The organism is Labedella gwakjiensis, from assembly GCF_003014675.1.
Lineage (GTDB): Bacteria > Actinomycetota > Actinomycetes > Actinomycetales > Microbacteriaceae > Labedella > Labedella gwakjiensis.
In genome coordinates this window covers 1,465,397-1,484,948 of the sequence record NZ_PYAU01000001.1, presented here as the reverse complement: position 1 = coordinate 1,484,948, position 19,552 = coordinate 1,465,397, and the positions used below count along the sequence as shown (strand labels likewise).

The 19,552-nt window shown below is 70.4% G+C and carries 18 protein-coding genes; 11 read left to right on the top strand and 7 right to left on the bottom strand.

The genetic code is table 11. The features are described 5' to 3' along the window. Positions 1–104: 104 nt before the first annotated feature. Positions 105–944, bottom strand: coding sequence for an aggregation-promoting factor C-terminal-like domain-containing protein (locus CLV49_RS06905; protein ID WP_243696658.1), 840 nt, complete (start codon positions 942–944; stop codon positions 105–107). A gap of 435 nt (positions 945–1,379) precedes the next feature. On the opposite strand from CLV49_RS06905, the gene CLV49_RS06900 reads away from it, so the two are divergent. After that, positions 1,380–2,192, top strand: a complete 813-nt coding sequence (locus CLV49_RS06900; protein ID WP_243696659.1) for an HNH endonuclease family protein — start codon at positions 1,380–1,382, stop codon at positions 2,190–2,192. 88 nt (positions 2,193–2,280) lie between these two features. On the opposite strand, the gene argG is transcribed toward CLV49_RS06900, so the two are convergent. Both argG and CLV49_RS06890 read right to left on the bottom strand, forming a co-directional pair. Then, entirely contained in the window at positions 2,281–3,723 is a 1,443-nt protein-coding gene (gene argG, locus CLV49_RS06895; RefSeq protein ID WP_106562881.1) for an argininosuccinate synthase, read from the bottom strand. 41 nt (positions 3,724–3,764) lie between these two features. Next, a complete protein-coding gene (locus CLV49_RS06890; RefSeq protein ID WP_106562880.1) occupies positions 3,765–4,184 on the bottom strand; it encodes an META domain-containing protein in 420 nt (139 codons plus the stop codon). Between the two features lie 162 nt (positions 4,185–4,346). On the opposite strand from CLV49_RS06890, the gene CLV49_RS06885 reads away from it, so the two are divergent. Both CLV49_RS06885 and CLV49_RS06880 read left to right on the top strand, forming a co-directional pair. Then, on the top strand, positions 4,347–6,386 hold the full coding sequence (locus tag CLV49_RS06885; protein ID WP_158261927.1) for a S1 family peptidase: 2,040 nt from the start codon (positions 4,347–4,349) through the stop codon (positions 6,384–6,386). A gap of 146 nt (positions 6,387–6,532) precedes the next feature. Further along, a complete protein-coding gene (locus tag CLV49_RS06880) occupies positions 6,533–7,237 on the top strand; it encodes a hypothetical protein (protein ID WP_106562878.1) in 705 nt (234 codons plus the stop codon). Positions 7,238–7,265: 28 nt separating this feature from the next. Here CLV49_RS06880 and CLV49_RS06875 read toward each other — a convergent pair whose 3' ends face one another. Beyond that, the gene (locus CLV49_RS06875; protein WP_106562877.1) at positions 7,266–7,937 is read right to left on the bottom strand and encodes an SDR family NAD(P)-dependent oxidoreductase; all 672 of its coding nucleotides are present in this window, start codon (positions 7,935–7,937) and stop codon (positions 7,266–7,268) included. Between the two features lie 173 nt (positions 7,938–8,110). Between CLV49_RS06875 and CLV49_RS06870 the strand changes: the two genes are divergently transcribed. Further along, positions 8,111–8,527, top strand: coding sequence for a BLUF domain-containing protein (locus CLV49_RS06870; protein WP_243696660.1), 417 nt, complete (start codon positions 8,111–8,113; stop codon positions 8,525–8,527). Between the two features lie 25 nt (positions 8,528–8,552). Here CLV49_RS06870 and CLV49_RS06865 read toward each other — a convergent pair whose 3' ends face one another. Together CLV49_RS06865 and CLV49_RS06860 are read right to left on the bottom strand one after the other, a co-directional pair. Continuing rightward, positions 8,553–10,208 (bottom strand): RecQ family ATP-dependent DNA helicase, encoded by a 1,656-nt coding sequence (locus tag CLV49_RS06865; protein ID WP_106562875.1) that lies wholly within the window; start codon positions 10,206–10,208, stop codon positions 8,553–8,555. Between the two features lie 93 nt (positions 10,209–10,301). After that, a complete protein-coding gene (locus CLV49_RS06860) occupies positions 10,302–10,880 on the bottom strand; it encodes a PadR family transcriptional regulator (protein WP_106562874.1) in 579 nt (192 codons plus the stop codon). Between the two features lie 185 nt (positions 10,881–11,065). On the opposite strand from CLV49_RS06860, the gene CLV49_RS06855 reads away from it, so the two are divergent. From CLV49_RS06855 to CLV49_RS06835, 5 genes are all read left to right on the top strand, one after another. Beyond that, positions 11,066–12,085 (top strand): ABC transporter permease, encoded by a 1,020-nt coding sequence (locus CLV49_RS06855; protein ID WP_158261926.1) that lies wholly within the window; start codon positions 11,066–11,068, stop codon positions 12,083–12,085. Between the two features lie 2 nt (positions 12,086–12,087). Further along, a complete protein-coding gene (locus CLV49_RS06850) occupies positions 12,088–13,035 on the top strand; it encodes an ABC transporter permease (protein WP_106562872.1) in 948 nt (315 codons plus the stop codon). Continuing rightward, the gene (locus tag CLV49_RS06845) at positions 13,035–14,054 is read left to right on the top strand and encodes an ABC transporter ATP-binding protein (RefSeq protein ID WP_106562871.1); all 1,020 of its coding nucleotides are present in this window, start codon (positions 13,035–13,037) and stop codon (positions 14,052–14,054) included. Before CLV49_RS06850 ends, CLV49_RS06845 begins: the two co-directional genes overlap by 1 nt. Continuing rightward, entirely contained in the window at positions 14,051–14,809 is a 759-nt protein-coding gene (locus CLV49_RS06840) for an ABC transporter ATP-binding protein (protein ID WP_106562870.1), read from the top strand. Before CLV49_RS06845 ends, CLV49_RS06840 begins: the two co-directional genes overlap by 4 nt. A 71-nt stretch (positions 14,810–14,880) precedes the next feature. Next, entirely contained in the window at positions 14,881–16,470 is a 1,590-nt protein-coding gene (locus tag CLV49_RS06835; RefSeq protein WP_106562869.1) for an ABC transporter substrate-binding protein, read from the top strand. A 101-nt stretch (positions 16,471–16,571) separates the two neighbouring features. Here the strand turns inward: CLV49_RS06835 and CLV49_RS06830 are convergent, their stop codons facing one another. Next, positions 16,572–17,102: a hypothetical protein gene (locus CLV49_RS06830; protein ID WP_106562868.1), complete on the bottom strand. Its 531-nt coding sequence runs from the start codon at positions 17,100–17,102 to the stop codon at positions 16,572–16,574. A 272-nt stretch (positions 17,103–17,374) separates the two neighbouring features. Here CLV49_RS06830 and CLV49_RS06825 point away from each other — a divergent pair, with 272 nt between their 5' ends. Further along, on the top strand, positions 17,375–18,418 hold the full coding sequence (locus tag CLV49_RS06825; protein WP_106562867.1) for an NADPH:quinone reductase: 1,044 nt from the start codon (positions 17,375–17,377) through the stop codon (positions 18,416–18,418). 122 nt (positions 18,419–18,540) lie between these two features. Beyond that, positions 18,541–19,512: an alpha/beta hydrolase gene (locus CLV49_RS06820; protein ID WP_243696661.1), complete on the top strand. Its 972-nt coding sequence runs from the start codon at positions 18,541–18,543 to the stop codon at positions 19,510–19,512. The last annotated feature ends 40 nt before the right edge of the window (positions 19,513–19,552 follow it).

The following is a 19,552-nucleotide window of genomic DNA, read 5'->3' as shown; positions in this document are numbered from 1 at the left end:
TCGTCGCCCCCTCACCAACGCAAAGTGCGGACATCGGTCGCCCCTTCGCGGGAAGAGGTGACCGATGTCCGCACGTCGCGGAGGGGCGGGTCGAGCTGCCGGGATCAGTACCAGTTGACGGACTGCGAGTGCGACCACGCGGCGCACGGCGTGCCGTAGCTGCGGTCGATGTACGACAGGCCCCACGCGATCTGCGTCGCGGCGTTGGTGCGCCAGTCGGCGGCGATCGTCGCCATCTTGCTGCCGGGCAGCGCCTGCGGGATGCCGTAGGCCCCACTCGACGCGTTCTCGGCCGTGTACGACCAGCCGGACTCCTTCTGCCACAGGTTGCTGAGGCAGGAGAACTGGTCGTCGCCCCAGCCGTAGTCGGACGCGGCCATCTCGCGGGCGGTCGCCTGGGCGCCTTCCGGCGTGTTCGCCTTCGCGAGCGCCTCGGCGGCCGCTGCGGCGGCGGCCTCGGCCGCGACCTTCTCGTCGTACGCCTGCGCGGCGGCCTGCGTGTCGTTCATGACGATGACGACCTGGCGGGTGAGGTCGACGACCGTGTCGGTGTCGAGCGTCTCGTAGTCGTCGAGCTTGTCGATCGTGTCGGTGAGGGTGGTCGCGTCGACCTTGCCCTCTGCCTCCTTCGCGACGGCGCTCGCGGTGACGAGGACGGCCTCGGCCTTGTTCTCGACGTGCGCTGAGGCGACGCCGGCGTACACGCCGAGCTGCTCGGAGCGGAGACCGCTCGTCTGATCGAGCTGAGCGGTGGAGACCGCGGCCTGCTCGGCGCTCACGCGGTCGGAGATCGCGAAGCCGGAGCCGGCGGCGAGTCCCACGATGGCGACGGTCGCGGCGACCGCGAGTCGCTTGCGGCGGGAGGAGTTGCGGGCCTTGCGAAGGGCCGATCGGGTGGCCTGGGGGAGGGGGGTCAGGGTCGTGCGAGGAGTTTCTTGGCGCATGCGTTACGTGTGGTTCTTCTCGGTCGGGGGAACGGCGGCACGGCGGAAGGGTCCTCGTGAATGTGTGACTCACGTGGTCGACGCCGTACGCGTTCCGGACTTCTCGGTTCGGATTTCTGCGTATCGGTGATGGTCGTGCTCGGGTGTCCTGCTCGGGTTCGGGCCCGGGATCCGGGGGAGTCGTTCGGGTGACGACCTCGCTTCCGACGCTTGCGATCCGTGAGGATCAGCGGTGGAAGCGGCCCTCGGCGGGCGCAAGTCAGCAAGTGTGCGGGGTCTTCCTGGCAAAAGCCGAGTCAAACCCTGGCAAAAACCTGGCAGTCGGGGCGCGGCGTCTGGTGCTCGGCTGGCCCTATCCGATAACACCCGAGGGTGCCGCGCCCGACGTCGGGGGCGTGTGGCAGGGTGGACCGGGCGCGCGATGGAGGAGGGGCGATGGCGAGAAGACGACGCCGGGTGACCCCGGCGAGCGGTGTGGGGATCGCCGTGCTCGCGGCCCTCCTGATAGCCGGGTACGCCGTGATGGGACCGGACTTCCGCGCTCCGGACGGGGGCCCCGTCACCCGTCCCGACACCTCCGCCCCACTCGCTCCGGCCATGCAGGCGACCGAGGCCACGGACGTGCTCGAGGACGCCGGGCTGCTCGTGCCCGTCTCGTCGGGCCTGGGAGTCGGCGAGGAATCGCTCCGCGTGGATGTCGACGCGGTCGACGCTCTCCTCGCGAACCGACCCGTCGACGACCGCGGCACACCGCTCCGCTACGAGCGCGACGCCTTCGGCCAGCGGTGGGCGGACGTCGACCGGAACGGCTGCGATCAGCGCAACGACGTGCTCGCCCGCGACCTCGTCGACATCGCCATGCGCGCCGAACGCTCCTGCGTCGTCGTCGCCGGCACGCTGCACGACGCCTACACGGGAACGGCGATCGCGTTCGAGCGCGGGCAGGACACGAGCGCGTTGGTCCAGATCGATCACGTCGTGCCGCTCGCCTGGGCGTGGCAGCACGGTGCGGCCGACTGGTCGTTCGACGAGCGTCAGCAGTTCGCCAACGACCTCGCCAACCTGCAGGCCGTGGACGGTGCCACGAACTCGTCGAAGTCGTCGAGCGGACCGGGGGAATGGCTCCCGCCCGCCGCCGAGCATTCGTGCCTCTACGTCACCCGGTGGGTGTTCGTCCTCGATCGCTACGCGCTCGCCGTCGGCTCGGACGACCGCGCGGTGATCGAGGACACCCTCACGCGCTGCTGAGGCTCCGAACCTCGAGACGCCGCACCAAAGACGATCGCGCCCGACCGTGTGGTCGGGCGCGATCGGTGGTGCGGTGTCCGGTCGTTCGTCAGTCGGTGCCGGAGTCGAACGCGGCGCTCTCCGACGCGGCGTCCGTCGCGCGGTCGAGGGCGTCGCCTGCGGCGTCGGGGCGCGACTCGGGGTCGAGGATCTCGTTCGCCTGACCGGCCTCGAGGGTTCCGACGAGCTCGGCCGTCGCGCCACCGATGATGCCGGCGGCCGCGTACTGCTCGAGACGTGCGCGCGAGTCCGCGATGTCGAGGTTGCGCATCGTGAGCTGGCCGATGCGGTCGCCCGGGCCGAACGCGGCGTCGCCGACGCGCTCCATCGAGAGCTTGTCGGGGTGGTAGCTGAGCGCGGGACCCGTGGTGTCGAGGATCGTGTAGTCGTCTCCGCGGCGCAGCCGCAGCGTGACCTCACCCGTGACGGCGGATCCGACCCAGCGCTGGATCGATTCGCGCAGCATGAGCGACTGCGGGTCGAGCCAGCGCCCCTCGTACATGAGGCGACCGAGGCGGCGGCCCTCCGCGTGGTAGTTCGCGACGGTGTCCTCGTTGTGGATCGCGTTGAGGAGGCGCTCGTAGGCGATGTGGAGCAGTGCCATGCCGGGGGCCTCGTAGATGCCGCGGCTCTTCGCCTCGATGATGCGGTTCTCGATCTGGTCGGAGACGCCGAGTCCGTGGCGCCCTCCGATCGTGTTGGCCTCGAGCACGAGCGCCACGGCGTCCGTGTACTCGGTGCCGTTGATCGCGACCGGACGGCCGGCCTCGAAGCGCACGGAGACGACCTCGGTGGCCACCTCCACGTCGTCGCGCCAGGCCGCGACGCCCATGATCGGCTCGACGAGGTCGAGTCCGGAGCTGAGCTCCTCGAGGAGCTTCGCCTCGTGGGTGGCGCCCCATATGTTCGCGTCGGTGCTGTACGCCTTCTCCGCGGAGTCGCGGTACGGGAATCCGCGCGCGACGAGCCACTCGCTCATCTCGGTGCGTCCGCCGAGCTCGGTGACGAAGTCCGAGTCGAGCCACGGCTTGTAGATGCGCAGCCGTGGGTTGGCGAGCAGGCCGTAGCGGTAGAACCGCTCGATGTCGTTGCCCTTGTAGGTGGAGCCGTCGCCCCAGATGTCGACGCCGTCCTCCTTCATGGCGCGCACGAGCATGGTGCCGGTGACGGCGCGGCCGAGAGGCGTGGTGTTGAAGTACGTCTTGCCGCCGGAGCGGATGTGGAACGCGCCGCACTGCAGGGCGTTCAGGCCCTCCTCGACGAGGGCGCTCTTCGCGTCGACGAGCCGCGCGATCTCCGCGCCGTACTCGGTGGCGCGGCCGGGGACCGAGTCGATGTCGGGCTCGTCGTACTGACCGATGTCGGCCGTGTACGTGCAGGGCACCGCGCCCTTCTCACGCATCCACGCCACGGCGCAGGAGGTGTCGAGACCACCGGAGAAAGCGATGCCGACGCGTTCGCCGACGGGGAGACTGTTCAGAACTTTGGACACGCCGAAAGCCTAGGGGAATTCCCGGCGGCAGATGGGTCGTCTCAGCCGTCGTTGCGGTCGAGCGTGCCGATCTGGTCGCCTGCGGAGTTGCGCACCACGAGGGCGTCGCCGTCGATCTCGACCGAGTGGATGCCCCGCAGCCAGGTGTCGACCCCCGTGCAGGCCATCTGCGTGCTCATGAAGCGGGCGACCGTGATCGCGCCGTCCGCCACCGTGTAGGTCGATGAGATGCCGTTGCACCCGTCGGTGCCGGTGACCTTGCCGTCGTCGAAGACGAGGTTCGGCTGGCCCTTCCCGCTCGACCCCCACGTGCCGACGATCGCCGTCTCGGGGTCGGGTGCGCTGCCCGCGCCGGCTCCCGACGAGCAGGCGGCGAAAAGCGAAACGGAGGCGACACCGATCATTAAACCGGTGATCAATCGTCCGTTTCGACGGAAAGTGGAGGCCGCGGGTCCGTTCATATGTGAATTTTATAAGAACCCCCTATAGAGGAGGTGTGCATCGGCTGTGTATCCCGATACGGTCGAGGTGAGGGTCGCCTCACCCGAGCGATCGAGTCGACCTGGGCACCGCCCGTCGACATGAGGCCCTCGGTCATCTGCACGCCACGTCATAGGAGATCCGTGTCCGCACACCCCCCACCCCGTCTGCGTCGAGCCCTCGCGCTCGGCACCGCCGCAGCCTTCGGCCTCGGCGGTCTGTTCGCCGCCCCGGCGTTCGCCGAGACCGCCCCTGAGGAGGCTCCGACGTCCGGAGCCGCGTATGAGGCGCAGGCCAAGGAGCTCCTCGCCGAGGACGCGATCCAGGCCGTCGGTCGCGATAAGGACGGAAACGTCGTGGTCATCAAGACCTCCGACGCGTCCGCCGAGTTCGACGCATTCGAAGCGAAGTACGCGAACGTCGTGGTGAAGGAGGTCGCCGCTCCGTTCGAGAGCGCGGCTTCGACCGACGTGGTCGGCGGCGCCGGCTACTACACCGAGGGTGACGAGGGCGGCTTCGTCTGCTCCATCGGATTCTCCGCCTGGAGCCCGGAGGGCGACCCAGCGGTCGTCTCCGCCGGCCACTGCACCGACGACGGGGCGAACTCGCTGACCGCCCTGACGCTGCCGTCGGGTGACGACGCGGGCGGCGGAAACGACGAGACCGTCGCTCTCACCGAGCCCCTCGGGACCTTCGGCTTCTCCCAGTACGGTGGACCCGGCAACACGGCGGGCGCCGAGAACACGACGTCTGTCGACATCTCGGTGATCGACGTCACGAACCCGGCGCTCGACCTGCACCCGGAGGTCACCGACTGGACGACCGCTGCCGCGGACGACCTCTTCGCGTCCACGACCGAGATCAGCTCGGTCGGCAAGGCTGCGGTCGGCAAGCCGGTGAGCAAGAGCGGCCGGACGACCGGCCTCACGTCCGACGCGACGGTCGACCTCGTCGACGGCTGGGCAGAGGTGAGCGGCCGCATCGTGTACGGCTTCGGTGTCGAGGGCCTCGTGTCCGACCAGGGAGACTCGGGCGGAGCGATCTTCCAGGGCGAGAAGGCTGTCGGAATCCTCAGCGGCGGCGCGCCCGCCGAAGGCGGACTCCCGGCCATCACCTGGGGGGCCGACCTGCAGGCCGGCCTCGCGCTCACCGACGGCTACACGATCATGCTCGCCGTCGACGCTCCCGTCCTCACGTCTCCCGCCGACGGCGCCGAGATCGAGCGCGGCGCGACCATCAGCGGCACCGGGCCGGCGTCCACCACGATCGTCGTCGACCCGAACGAGGGCGAGACCTTCGAGATCACGACCAACGCATCCGGTGCCTGGTCGTTCCCCGCTCCCAGCACGCTCGGGAAGTACGGCTTCACGCTCCAGTCGAAGAAGGGCTTCAACCTCTCGGAGGAGGCCTATTACACGGTCCAGGTGGTCCCGGCTCCTCTGAAGGCGCCTGGCATCTCTTCGCCGAAGGACGGCTCCACCGTCGAGACCGAGGTCACCTCGATCCGCGGCACGGGACTCCCGCTCGCCCAGATCACCGTGACGGGCGATGTCGAGGGCACAGCCGTGGTCGGCGACAACGGCGTGTGGTCCGTTCCGGCGAACCTGTCGTACGGCGAGTACTCGATCTCCGTGACGCAGTCCTCCGAGGGCGAGACCTCGCCGGTCGCGACCTCGGACTTCACGGTCGCGCCCGTCGCGCCGTCGATCTCGACGCCCGCCGACGGCGACTGGTTCGCCGCCGGTGACGCGCCCGAGAGCACCTCGGGTGTCGGACTCGCCGGAGCGACCGTCACCGTCGCGGTGAACGGGAAGGTCGTCGGCACCGACGAGATCCCCGCCGAGCCGACCCAGGAGATGCGCCTCGCAGCTGCTGCACTGCCCGGCGACAACTGGGAGGTCGCGCTCGCGAACGCGATCGTCACCGGCGACAACGTGATCTCGGTCACGCAGACGGTCGACGGCGTCACGTCCGCCGCCGCCACCGCCACGGTCGAGCTTCGTGCCGCCGCCGGTGAGGGTCCCGTCGCGGGACCGGGCGAGGGCGCCGGCAACGGGGGCGGCCTCGCCGTCACCGGTGGGCCCGACCTCCTCCCGATCGGCATCGCCGCGTGGCTCCTCATCGCCGGTGGCATCGCCGCCGCGGTGGTCGTGCGCAAGCGCCGCCTCGTCACCGAGGACTGAACCAGGGGGAATCCCGCGTGAGTGATCACGCGTGAGAAGGGGCGTCACGTTCGCGTGGCGCCCCTTCCGCCTGTCCGGGCCACCGGCACCCTGTCCGTCGTCAGGTCCGTGAGAGATGATGGAGGACGACCCCGGGGAGGCTTCCGATGAACGACACGTGGAACGACGGCACCGCACCGACCGGCGCCCGGCCGAGCGCCGCCGGGGTGGACGCCCGCAGTGTGGCCGTCGTCGCGGGCGCGGTGGGACTCGCGGCGGGGGCGATCGGCACGGCCGTGGTCGTGAACGCGCCGCGGATCAGAGAGTGGTGGAACGCGCGGGCGATCCCCGTGATCCACTCGGCGCAGCGCACGGTCCTGCGGCGCGACGACCCGGCCGACCCGGCCGCCGACGCCTCCGTGATCCTCACGCGATCGACCCTGCGGGCCTTCTCGCGGCGCGTCGACGTGGCCGTCACCCGCTCGCGCACCGACGCGGCGACGGGCGGCGCGGCGGACCTCGTCGACCTCCTCCTCGCAGCGTCGATCATCGCCGATCGGATGCGGACGCGATCCGAGAACGACCTCACGGCGGAGGAGCACCTCCCCGAGCTGACGGCCGCGATGGAGCGGCTCGCAAGCGATCCCGTGGTCGACGCGGTCAACGGGGCGCTCTCCGTCGGCGGCGGACCCGTGGCCGCCGAGACCCGCGCGATCTTCTCCCACGTCTTCGACGGCGGACACCTCCACGACGGTCGGTACGTGCCGGTTCGGATCGACCGGGTCGCGGCGGCGCTGCGCGTCAGCCGATCGGCGATCCCGCTGTCGCACCGCGCCGACGGCGCCACCGGCGACCCGCGCCACCGGCACTAGTCAACGCGCCCGTCGGACCCGTCGCGCGTCAGGCCGAGAGGACGTGCCGGGTGTCGTTGAGGGTGCCGGCGTCCTCGCTCCAGAGCCCCACGAAGCGGTCGGCGAGCTGCTGCTCGAGCCCCGCGAGTCCCGACACGGCGAAGATCACCGCGGCCGCCGAGGCAGGGGCGTCGGCGGAGAAACCCGAGGCGAGAGCACGGGTCCACGCTTCTGAGGCTGCCTTGATCGTGGAGTAGTTCGCGGTGTTGCGGTGCGGCTTCGTGGCCGACGTCGATGAGACGATCGCGAAGCGGCCGGCCGGCGACGCCACGAGGTCGGGGTAGAAGGTGCGGGTCACGTTGCGGAGCGCCGTCAGTGCGGTCTCGAGCACCGCCCAATCCTCGTCGGACTGGCCGGGGATGCCGTCGCCGCGCCGGAAACCGCCGACCAGGTGGAGCAGGCCGTCCACGGCGCCGACCGTGTCGCGCAGTCGGGAGGCGAGGGCGTCGACCGCCTCGCCGTCCGTGAGGTCGACGAGCTCGGCGACGACCCCCGGTACGGCGGCGACGAGGGCGTCGAGCTTCGCCCGGTCGCGGCCCGTGGCCACGACCGTCGCGCCGGCCTCGCTCGCGGCGCGAGCGACCTCGCGGCCCGCATCGCTCGTCGCCCCGGCGAGGAGAACCACCCTGCCCGTCAATGTCCGCTCCGGCGTCGTCGTCATGCCGCCACACTATCGCCGGGTCGATCCCGGCTCGCGGCTTGCCGCACCCGACGCCGGATTGCAAGGCCGTGGCACGCGGATGGTCCCTCCTTACGATGGGAGAGCGCCACCGCGCATCCGACGTCTCACTCTCCGGCCGGGGGAATCGAGCCAGCCCCTGTGAGGAGAGTTCCGTGCTGTCGATCGTCTATTCGAGCCGAGCAGCGTCCGATCTCGGACAGGCCGATCTCCGCGAGCTGCTGACGCGCAGCCGGTCGAACAACGAGCGGGACGGACTCACCGGGATGCTGCTCTACCGGTCGGGCTATTTCCTCCAGGTCCTCGAAGGCCCTGACGCCGGCGTGAGACGACGTCTGACCGTGATCGAGGCCGACGAGCGACACGACGACGTGAAGGTCCTCATCGACGAGACGATCGAGGAGCGACTGTTCCCGGAGTGGACGATGGCATTCGACGCCGTACCGAGCGACTCGGCGGACCAGGTACCAGGACTCCGGACCACGTTCGACGACCTCGCCGCGGCGCACCGCTCGAGCGAGACGCTCGGTGCGGTCCGGGCCCTCGTCGCCTGGTACCGCCGACGCTTCTGACGGCGGCCGCTCGGACGTCCGGCCGTCAGCCGGCCACGAGGGAACGTTCCCGCAGCACCCCTGAGGTCAGGGCGGCGAAGGACAGCACCTTGTAGCCCTCCGACTCGAAGAAGATCGTCGCGCGGTCCGCCTCCACGCCCATGACGGTCCCCTCACCCCACTCGTCGTGCTCGACGGCGTCGTCCACGTGGAGGGGTGCATCCGCCGAGGCGTCCGCGTCCCCGGTCGCATCCCGCCGCTCGTCGCGCCGTTCGCAGCCGTCACAATTGCCGCACCACTCGGAGCCGTCGACGCCGAAGTAGTCGAGGAGGACCCGGCGCCGGCAGTGCGACGTCTCGGCGTAGGAGCGCATCATCACGAGCCGGGACTCGGCGAGGCGTTCCCGCGAGGCGAGAGCGCTCTTCACCGCGCGGATCGCGTCGGTCGCATCCCCCTCCGATGTGATGCGGACTCCGTCCGTCGTGTCGACGAGTTCGGCGTCAGCGAGGTCGTTGACGAGACGGGACACGGTCCGAGGGGAGATCTCGAGCTCGCCAGCCAGGTCCGGGATCGTCGCTCCGGGCTGGACGGCGAGCGCCGCCCACAGCACGCGCAGGGCCGCCTTGTCGATGCGCCGTTTCGAGAAGAACCGACGCAGGCCCAGATCCTCGGCTCGGTAGTGCAACGCCGCGGTCGCAGGCTCGCCGTCACGGCCGGCCCGACCGATCTCCTGGTAGTAGGCGTCGAGCGATTCCGTCGTCGTCGCGTGGAGGACGAAACGGACGTCGCCTCGGTCGATGCCCATTCCGAAGGCGGACGTGGCCACCACGACGTCGAGGTCCCCGTCGCGCCACCGGTCGTGGACGACGCGTCGCTCCGAGACCTTGAGTCCCGCGTGGTACGCGGCCACGCGGCGACCCTCGGCGGCGATCTCCGCCGCGTAGGTCTCGGTGTCCTTCCGCGTCGCGACGTAGACGAGGCCGGGCGCCGTCCAGCTGCGGGCCTCCTCCACGACGGCCGCCCGCTTCTCATTCTCGCTCTCGTGGCGGTGGACGACGAGGCGGATCTCGGGCCGGTCGACGCCGTGCACCTGGATCGCCGGATCGGTCATGCCGAGACGCTCGACGATCTCGTCGCGGACGGGACTCGAGGCCGTCGCGGTCATCGCCAGGACCGGAGGATCCCCCAGGGTGCGGCGGACGTCGGCGAGGCGCAGGTAGTCCGGTCGGAAGTCGTGACCCCACGAGGAGACGCAGTGGGCTTCGTCGACGACGAGGAGGGAGACGCCCGCGGCGGCGAGGCGGGCGACGTTCTCATCCGCCACGAGCTGTTCGGGGGCGAGGAGCACGTACAGGGGGCCGCCTTCGTCGATGCGTTCCCATGCCGCGGCGACGGCGGACGCGCCGGCGGAGGAGTTGATCGCCACGGCCGGCGGCGCCGACGGAGCGTCGGCGATCGACGCGAGCTGATCCGCCTGCAGGGCGACGAGCGGTGACACCACGAGGACGACACCGCCGCGCTGGGCCCCCGCGATCTGGTAGACGAGGGACTTGCCGCCACCCGTGGCGAGGACGAGGAGCGTGTCGCGTCCCGAGACCGCCGATTCGATGGCTTCGCGCTGTCCGGGGAGCAGAGAGTCCCATCCGAAGCTCTCGCGTGCCATGTCGTCGATGGACGGGAGCGGAGCCGTGGACGTTCTCATGTCGGCGACGCTACAAGGTCGCCGGCGCCTCCGATCCCGCTTGACAGGACCGCCCGCGCCGAGCAGGGAGCGTCGAGATCGACGAGCCGGAGTTCAGGCCACAGGCGCGGAGGCGAGAGCCGCGAGGGCCTCGTCGACCGGGGTGTCGGGGTTCTCGAGGATGTCGATGAGGCCCTCGAGCCAGGCGATGTTCGTGGTGGTCTGGGTGAGCCAGAGGAGGTGGACGGCGCGTCGATTGCGCCACACCCGCGTGTTCTCCGAGAGCTGCTCGAACGTCTGCAGCTTTGTGCGCAACGCGCGTTCGCGTCGGCGCTGGAAGGTGATCTCCGCCTCGATGAGGTGCCGCGCGGTCGTGTCGTCGAGGGTCCAGACGGTGAGCAGACGCATCGTGACGTCGTCGCGGATGGTGTGGTCGGGTTCGTCCTGCGTGAGCCACCGCTCGATCTCGGCGCGACCCGCTTCGGTGATGGCGTAGTTGGTGGCGCGCCGCTCGGTACGGTCGCTCACCTCGATGAGACCGAGCTTCTCCATCTTCGTGAGCTCCGAGTACACCTGCGACGGACTCGCGTTCCAGGCCCGCTCGTCGTTGTCGTTGAAGACCGCGTTGAGCTCGTAGCCGTTCTTCGGGATGCCGCGCGAGAGCGCGGAGAGGATCGCATGCCTGAGTGCCACGGTGGACTCCTTTCCCTCGACACGACATTAGTGGGGTTCCGCTGTGTACTGCCGGACGACAGTCGCGTCCTGTGCGTCATTTTCGGACGGTGGCACCCCACGAACGGGTCGCAATGTTTCCGGCGCGTATCAGTTCCGCCCGATGTAACACCGCCGAAACAGTAGACCGGTATGACATTACAATTATGGAGTACAAAATCGCACCCACTCGAGAGAGGCCACGCACGGCTGCCCTCGGCGGGTTCACGCGCAACCGGTTCGTGCGGTTCGTCGCGGGCCGGCTCGCGTTCACGGCCGTCACCGCGATCTTCGTGGCCGTCGTCGTCTTCTTCGCGATCCGCCTGATCCCGGGAGATCCCGCGCTCCTCATCCTCGGTCTCGACAGCACCCCGGAGGAACGGGACGAGCTCCGCGGCGTCATGGGGCTCGACCGGCCGCTCATCCTCCAGTTCGTCGACTGGGCGATCCGCGTGCTCGGCGGCGACCTCGGCTACGCGTACAGCCAGTCGCGCGACGTCGTGGACGTGGTGGCTCCGGCCCTCGCCAACACCCTGCTGCTCGGCGGTGCCGCGAGCCTCCTCGCGATCGTCATCGGACTCGTGATGGGCAACCTCGCGACCTCCCGGTCCCGGATCCTCCGCCGCACGACCGACTGGTTCGAGGCGATCTTCCTCTCGGCGCCCCAGTACACGGTCGCGCTCATCCTCCTCATCTGCTTCGCCGTGCTCCTCCCGCTGTTCCCCGCCGGCGGGCTCAGCAGCCGCGGATCCGATGGCGTCGGCGCCCTCGCGGCGCACCTCGCGCTTCCCGCGATCAGCCTCGCGCTCGCGCCGGGCGCTCAGATGGCCCGCTCGCTCAAGACGTCGATCAGCGCCCTGCAGTCGACCGAGCTGCTGCCGGCTCTCGAGGCGCGCGGGCTGTCGCCGCTGCGGCTCGCCGTGCACAGCCACCACAACGCGCTGCCGCCCATGATCACGGTGCTGGGCATCCAGGTGGGCGGCATGCTCGGCGGCGCTCTCTTCGTGGAACAGATCTTCAGCATCCCGGGCCTCGGCGCCCTCATCGTGCAGTCGGTCAACCTCCGCGACTACCAGCTCGTGCAGGGCGTCGCACTCGTGATCGCCCTCATCTTCGTGCTCGTGCTGCTCGTGGCCGACGTCGTGAACGCCCTGCTCGACCCCCGCATCCGAGTCGGAAAGGTCTGACGATGATCACCGATCCCCGCACCACGTCGGCGAGTGCCCTCACGCCCACACCGGGTGCGCCGACGCCCTCGGGACCGGCCGCGACTGGTTCGCCCGCGGGAGAGGGCGGACGCTTCGTGCGCCGCCGACTCCTGTCCCGCATGCCGTTGCGTTCGCGTGTCGCCCTCGGCGCCGTGTCCCTCATCGCCCTCGGCGTCGTGCTCGCCCCCGTGCTGCCGTTCGCCGATCCGTACGCCGCCGACCTCGGCTCGCGTCTCCTCGGCTTCGGGCAGGACGGGCACCTGCTCGGCACCGATTCGCAGGGACGCGACCTGCTGTCGCGGCTCGTCTACGGCACGCGCACCTCGCTCGTCGCGGGCGTCGTCCCCATCCTCATCGCCACGGCGATCGGGCTCGCGATCGGCATCACCGCCGGCTTCTCCGGCCGCGTCGCGAACCTCCTCCTCATGCGCTTCGTCGACATCCTGTTCGCCTTCCCCGGCGTGCTGCTCGCGCTGCTCCTGGCGCTCACCCTCGGCAACGGGCTCGGGACGCTCATCCTCGCCCTCACGGCCGTGTGGATCGCGCCCGTCGCGCGCATCGCCGAGACGGAGGTGGCGCGCGTCAAGGAGCTGGACTTCGTCACGGCGGCCCGGTCGAGCGGCGCGGGGCTCGTGCCCATCCTGTGGAAGCAGATCCTGCCCGTCGCCCTGCCCGCGGTCGTCGCGTACTCGACGTCGCTCGTCGGCGCGAACGTCGCGATCGCCGGAGGGCTCGGCTTCATCGGTCTCGGCGTCCCGTCGCCGCAGGCCGAGCTCGGATCGATCCTGCAGGAGATGCAGGCCGCCGTGTACACGAACCCGTCCCTCGCGCTCGCGCCCGTCATCGTCATCCTCGCCCTCTCGGTGATGTTCCCCCTCGTCGGGGACGGCATCCGGGACGCGATCGCCGGACGCGGAAGGGAATCCTGATGACCGACACACGCACCGCCACAGCCCCCGCCGCTGGGGCGCTCCCGCCTGACGTCCCCCTCGCCCTCGACGCGACGGACGTCACCGTGAGCTTCCCCGGCCGCGGCCGCTCGATGCGCACCGTCATCGACGGCATCGGCATCGGACTCGAGCGCAGCCAGGTGACCGTGCTGCTCGGCGAGTCCGGCAGCGGGAAGACCGTCTTCGCACGCAGCATCACGGGCATGGCGCCCCACGGAGCCCGCGTGACCGGCTCGTCCCTCTTCGACGGACGCGACCTGCTCTCCGCGCCGAAGACGGTGCTGCGCGGACTCCACGGCTCGCGCATCGGCAGCGTGCCGCAGGACCCCAACGCCTCGCTCGACCCCATGCGGCGCATCGGCTCGCAGATCGTCGAGACGCTGCTCCAGCACAAGGCCGTGGCCGGGCGGGCTGCCGCGAAGGCGCGCGCGATCGAGCTGCTCGACCTCGTGGAGATCCGCGAGCCGGAGCGCGTGCTCCGGTGCTACCCGCACGAGGTGTCCGGCGGCATGCGGCAGCGCATCGCGATCGCGATCGCCGTGAGCTGCGACCCCGAACTCGTCGTCGCGGACGAACCGTCGAGCGCGCTCGACGCATCGGTCGGCGTCAAGATCGTCGAGCTCCTCGACGGCCTCCGGACGCGCCTCGGCACCGCGATCCTCTTCATCACCCACGACATCGGGATCGCCGCCCGCGTCGCGAGCGCCGACCACGACCGCGTCGCCGTCATGCTGTCCGGCCGCATCGTCGAGCTCGGCCGCGCCTCCACGGTGCTCTCCCGCCCGCTGCACCCGTACACACGAGCGCTCATCGCCGCCGAGCCGAGCGCCGACGTGGAGCGCGGGCGGCTCGCCGTGGTCTCGGACGAGCTCCGCGGTCGCCGCGACTGGGGCCCGCTCGTCGAGATCGAACCGGGCCACGCGGTCTCGAGCGACGTCGCCGCGGAACGCGATGCCGGCATCGATTCAGCGTCGCCTCTCGAAGGGAGCACCCGATGACCGTCGTCCTCGCCGCGAGCGGCGTCCGCAAGTCGTTCGGCGACTTCACGGCGCTCGACGACTGCTCGTTCCAGCTCCACGCCGGCCGCACCCTCGGTGTGGTCGGGGAGTCCGGGAGCGGGAAGTCGACGCTCGGCCGTATCGTCATGCGCCTCCTCACGCCCGACGCCGGAACGGTCCAGCTCGCGGGCGACGACCTCTACGCGATGGGCGCCTCGCGGCTGCGCACCGCCCGCCGCCGCATCCAGCTCGTGCCGCAGGACCCGCGCCACGCGCTCAACCCCGCCATGAGCGTCGGCGACAACCTGCGCTTCCAGTTCGCGGCGCAACGCCTCCCTCGTTCCACCTGGAACGTGCGCACCGACGAGCTGCTCGATCAGGTCGCGCTCTCCCGGGACTACGTGCACGCCTGGCCGTATGAGCTGTCGGGAGGTCAGGCGCAGCGCGTCGCGATCGCCCGCGCGATCGCCGGCCGACCCGACGTGCTCGTGTGCGACGAGGCCGTCTCGGCCCTCGACAAGTCCGTCCAGGCTCAGGTCCTCAACACGTTCGCCGACCTGCAGCGGGAGACGGGCGTCGCGCTCTTCTTCATCAGCCACGACCTCGCGGTCATCGATCACATCAGCGACGACGTCCTCGTTCTGAACCGCGGACACACCGTCGAATCCGGGCCCACACGAACGGTGCTCGCCGACCCGCAGGACGCGTACACGCGCGAGCTGCTCGCGGCGAGATCCGTCGTGGCGGCCGCGTGATCGGCCGCGTCACCCGCTCGACCCCTCCGCTCCACCCGACCGCACCTCAGCACCCACACTCAAGGAGTGACATGCAGCACACCCCACGCCGCTCGCGCCGCCGTCTCGGCATCGCAGCGGGAACACTCGTCGCCGCACTCGCGCTCGTCGGCTGCGCCGGCGGCGGCAGCGGTTCAGACGATGCCGAGCAGGAACTCATCATCGGCAGCCAGATGGCCTCCCTCCCGAGCCTCGATACGGGAGCGATCACCCTCGCCGGCTACGAGGGCCAGCGCCTCATCGGCAACCTCGTCTACGAGGGCCTCACGAAGCGCGACGTCTCCGACCCCAACGCCGCAGCCGGTGTCGGCCCCGCGCTGGCCGAGTCCTGGGAGATCAGCGAGGACGGCCTCACCTACACGTTCTCGCTCCAGCAGGGCGTGACGTTCCACGACGGCACCGACTTCGACGCCGACGCCGTCGTGTACAACATCAACCGCTACACGGACGAGAACGACCCCCACTACGACGCAGCGGTCGGCACCTATTACGCGGTGCTGAACTACGTCGACTCCGTCGAGGCGATCGACGACTCCACCGTGGCGTTCACCCTCACCGAGCCGTTCGCGTTCTTCCTCGCCGACCTCTACAACGTCTACTTCGCGAGCCCGACATCGCTCGACGAGGACGGCAACGAGGGCCAGGCGAAGAACCCCGTCGGCACCGGCCCGTTCGTGTTCGACGAGCTCACCGAGAACCAGTCGATCAGCTTCACGCGGAACGACGACTACTGGGGTGACGCCGCGGAACTCGACCGCATCACCGTCGAGCTCATCCCCGACCCCGCCGCCCGGACCGCCGCACTGCGCTCCGGCCGCGTGGACTGGATCGAGGCCGCCCAGCCCGACGACCTCGCGTCGCTCGAGGACGCCGGCTTCGTCGCCACGGGCAACGCCTTCGACTGGGAGTGGTCGTGGCAGCTCTTCACGGACGTCGCGCCCTTCGACGACATCCGCGTGCGCCAGGCCATGAACTACGCGATCGACCGCGAAGCGATCGCCGACGACCTCCTGCACGGCACCGCCGTTCCGGCGTACCAGTTCTTCGCCGAGGCGAGCCTGTACTACGACGAGGCCGACAACATCTACAGCTACGACCCCGACAAGGCCGAGGCGCTCCTCGCCGAGGCCGGCTACGCCGACGGTCTCGACATCACCGTCGGGTACATCACGGCGGGCTCCGGCTCGATGCAGGCGAAGGCCATGAACGAGGCCCTCCAGGCGCAGCTCTCCGAGGTGGGCATCAACGTGACGCTCGACCCCGTGGACTTCTCCGGCATGTACGCAGCCCTCGGAGAGGGGAACACGGGCTGGAACGCCGCCAACCAGGCGTTCAGCCTCGAGCAGCCGTCGAGCTGGAGCTGGTCCATGCTGTGCGGCACGAACTACTTCGGCTACTGCAACGAGGAGTTCGACGCCCTGCACGCCGAGGCGCTCGTCACGAGCGACGACGAGGAGCGCGCCGCGCTCCTCACCGAGGCCGGTCACCTGCAGACGGAGGACGCCGGCTGGATGTACGTCGTCAACGACACCGCTCCGCGGGCCATGGCCTCCTACGTGAAGGGATTCGAGCAGCCGAAGAGCTGGTGGATCGACTTCACGGGCGTCTCGATCGAGAAGTAGGCCGCGCCGCCGCCATCCCTCACAGATCGGGTCGCACAGACCGCTGCGCCCGGGTCGTCCACCCCCTCAGGACGACCCGGGCGCAGTGCTGCGCGAGTGTGTCACTCCACCGTGAAGGTCTTGTAGACACCCTGGGGCAGGGTGGCCAGCGTCGATTCGCCGTTCTGCCACGTTCCGGTGCTATCGCAGTTCTGCTGTGTCGCCATGACCGTCAGAGTCTCGAAACCGTACTCGGCGATCACGCTCTGACCGGGCTGGAGCTCCTGGCTCTTGAGGACGGTGCCAGACTCCCACGCCTGCGACGTCGTGACCGAGTATCCGAGGGTCGCGTTGACCGACGCTGCGATCGCCTCCACCGAGAATCCGACCTCGGCCGAGGTGGTGGCAGCCGTCGACTTCGTGGACGACACCGAGACGTCCAGCGTCTGGACTCCCGGGCCCGGATTGGTGGTGCGGTCGGAGCCGGCCGGTTCCTGATTGGACGACTGGTAGCTCGTCGTGATCTGTGACGTGCCGGGGTCGCACTCGCCGATCGGGCCGGCGAAGGCGCTGGTGGGGAAGGCGAGCGCGCCTCCCGTGAGCAGGGCGGCGGTTCCGAGAGTGCCGAGGGTCTTCTTGACGTTGGTACGCATGATTCTCCTTCGTCGGTGAAATCTCTGCGGGGCGTTTCCTCGCACAACCACTCGAGTGGTGGAGCCTGAGTGCTGGGGTAGAACACGTGGGAGTTTCGTGGGCGTCTCGCGCCCTCATGGGGATCGCGGCGATGGCGCCCAGGTGATGCACAGACTTCTCTCGACACGGCGCGCAGGCGGGAGTACATTCCGCCTCCGCGGGATGGGGGCGCCGGCAACGCGGCTGTCGAGGGGGTTGGGTTCGCGAGGCGGCGGACGTACCGTCGAGGGATATGAGCACCGAATCGCACACCCAGTCAGCCGTCGTCTACACCGAGACCGGGGACGCGTCCGTCCTCCACTTCGTCGAACGCGAGATCGCCGAGCCCGGCCCGGGTGAGGTGCGCGTCCGCGTCGTCGTCTCGGGCGTCAATCCCACCGACTGGAAGTCGCGCACGGGCGGTGCCCCCGGAGAGAAGCCGCCCTTCGACGAGGTCGTGCCGAACCAGGACGGCGCCGGCGTGGTCGACGCGGTCGGCGACGGAGTCGAGGGGCTCACCGTGGGTGACCGCGTGTGGACGTACCTCTCGGCGCACCAGCGCCCGACCGGCACCGCTCAGCAGTACACGGTGCTCCCCGTCGATCGTGTCATCCCGCTTCCCGACGGCGTCTCGTTCGACGTCGGTGCGAGCCTCGGCGTGCCCGCCGTGACCGCGCACCGCGCGCTCACCGTGGCGGAGGACGGACCGAGCCGCCTCGCACCCGGCGCCCTCGAGGGCCGCGTCGTCCTGGTCTCCGGCGGGGCCGGCGCCGTCGGCCACGCGGCGATCCAACTCGCGCGCTGGGCCGGTGCCACGGTGATCACCACGGTGAGCGGGCCGGAGAAGGAGGCGCTCGCGCGCTCCGCCGGAGCGGAACACGTCGTCAACTACCGCGATGACGACGCAGCCGACCAGATCCGCGCCATCGCGCCGGACGGGGTGCACCTCGTCGTCGAGGTCTCGATCGCCGCGAACCTCGCGCTCGACCTCGCCGTCATCGCGCCCCGCGGCACCGTCGCGAGCTACGCCGACAACGGCGGAGACACCGTCGAGGTGCCCATCCGTCCGAGCATGGTGCTCAATGCCCGGTACCAGTTCATCCTGCTCTACACGGTGGGCGCCGCGGCGCTCGCCGCGGGCGCGGAGGACGTGTCCGAGGCGGCCCGCCAGGGTGTTCTCGAGGTGGGGGAGGAGCACGGACTCCCGCTGCACCGCTTCCCCCTCGCCGAGACGGCCGCGGCCCACGAGGCCGTGGAGAACGACACCGTGGGGAAGGTGCTCATCGACGTGGCGTAGCGGTCCGCCAGGTGGCGGTCGGGTGCGCGTGTTCGCGTGCACCCGGCGGTAGAGGAACGCGTCGGAGCCGGGCAGGATGATTCCCGTCCGCAACGAAGCCGACCCGACCCTTGGAGGTCCCTGTGACGACGATCCACCCCGCTCCCCCGTTCGACACCGAGTTGGGCGCCGTCCTCGCGGTGGTCGGCGAGATGCTGCCGCCGACACTCACTCCGGACCTGATCGGATCGCTCCGCCAGGGCGGACTGGGCGCCCCTCCGCTCTCCGAGCTCATCGGCGACCGTCCCATCCGGCACGAGGAGCGCACGGTCCCCGGTCCCGCCGGCGCCCCCGACATCACCCTCTCGATCTTCAGCCGCGACGGTCACGTCGCCGGAGGCCCCGGGATCTACCACACCCACGGCGGCGGGATGATCATGGGAGACCGCTACACGGGGGCGGAGGAGTATCTCTCGTGGGTCCTCGAGTTCGACGCCGTCGTGGTCTCCGTCGAGTACCGGCTCGCGCCCGAGAATCCGGATCCGGCCCCCGTCGAGGATTGCTACGCCGGTCTCGTCTGGTTCTCCGAGCACGCCGCGGAGCTCGGGGTCGACCCCGGCCGCATCGTGATCGGCGGGGCGAGCGCCGGAGGCGGGCTCGCCGCGGGCGTGGCCCTCGCCGCGCGCGACAGGGGCGGCCCCGCCCTGGCCGGACAACTCCTCATCTACCCGATGCTCGACGACCGGAACGCCACCGTCTCGAGCCATCAGGTCGACGGGTTCGGTGTCTGGGACCGGGGGAGCAACGACACCGGCTGGGACGCCCTCCTGGGCGACCGACGCAAGACCGACGGCGTCTCGATCTACGCCGCGCCGGCTCGTGCCGCCGATCTGACCGGTCTACCGCCCGCGTTCATCGACGTCGCGAGCGCCGAGGTGTTCCGCGACGAGGACGTCGCGTACGCCACGAGGATCTGGGAGCAGGGTGGCATCGCCGAACTGCACGTCTGGCCCGGTGGATTCCACGGCTTCGACGCCATGGCTCCGCAGGCGACGCTCTCCCGGCAGGCCCGTGCCGCGCGCGTCGCGTGGCTGCACCGCCGGCTCGACGCCTGACACGGATCCCCTGCCCGCCGCCCTCCCGGAGCTAGAGTGG

Excerpts from the sequence above, each read along its gene's own strand:
- CLV49_RS06905 (WP_243696658.1), bottom strand. The coding sequence starts at position 944 with ATGCGCCAAGAAACTCCTCGCACGACCCTGACCCCCCTCCCCCAGGCC.
- CLV49_RS06900 (WP_243696659.1), top strand. The coding sequence starts at position 1,380 with ATGGCGAGAAGACGACGCCGGGTGACCCCGGCGAGCGGTGTGGGGATC.
- CLV49_RS06890 (WP_106562880.1), bottom strand. The coding sequence starts at position 4,184 with ATGAACGGACCCGCGGCCTCCACTTTCCGTCGAAACGGACGATTGATC.
- CLV49_RS06880 (WP_106562878.1), top strand. The coding sequence starts at position 6,533 with ATGAACGACACGTGGAACGACGGCACCGCACCGACCGGCGCCCGGCCG.
- CLV49_RS06875 (WP_106562877.1), bottom strand. The coding sequence starts at position 7,937 with ATGACGACGACGCCGGAGCGGACATTGACGGGCAGGGTGGTTCTCCTC.
- CLV49_RS06865 (WP_106562875.1), bottom strand. The coding sequence starts at position 10,208 with ATGAGAACGTCCACGGCTCCGCTCCCGTCCATCGACGACATGGCACGC.
- CLV49_RS06855 (WP_158261926.1), top strand. The coding sequence starts at position 11,066 with ATGGAGTACAAAATCGCACCCACTCGAGAGAGGCCACGCACGGCTGCC.
- CLV49_RS06850 (WP_106562872.1), top strand. The coding sequence starts at position 12,088 with ATGATCACCGATCCCCGCACCACGTCGGCGAGTGCCCTCACGCCCACA.
- CLV49_RS06845 (WP_106562871.1), top strand. The coding sequence starts at position 13,035 with ATGACCGACACACGCACCGCCACAGCCCCCGCCGCTGGGGCGCTCCCG.
- CLV49_RS06840 (WP_106562870.1), top strand. The coding sequence starts at position 14,051 with ATGACCGTCGTCCTCGCCGCGAGCGGCGTCCGCAAGTCGTTCGGCGAC.
- CLV49_RS06835 (WP_106562869.1), top strand. The coding sequence starts at position 14,881 with ATGCAGCACACCCCACGCCGCTCGCGCCGCCGTCTCGGCATCGCAGCG.
- CLV49_RS06830 (WP_106562868.1), bottom strand. The coding sequence starts at position 17,102 with ATGCGTACCAACGTCAAGAAGACCCTCGGCACTCTCGGAACCGCCGCC.
- CLV49_RS06825 (WP_106562867.1), top strand. The coding sequence starts at position 17,375 with ATGAGCACCGAATCGCACACCCAGTCAGCCGTCGTCTACACCGAGACC.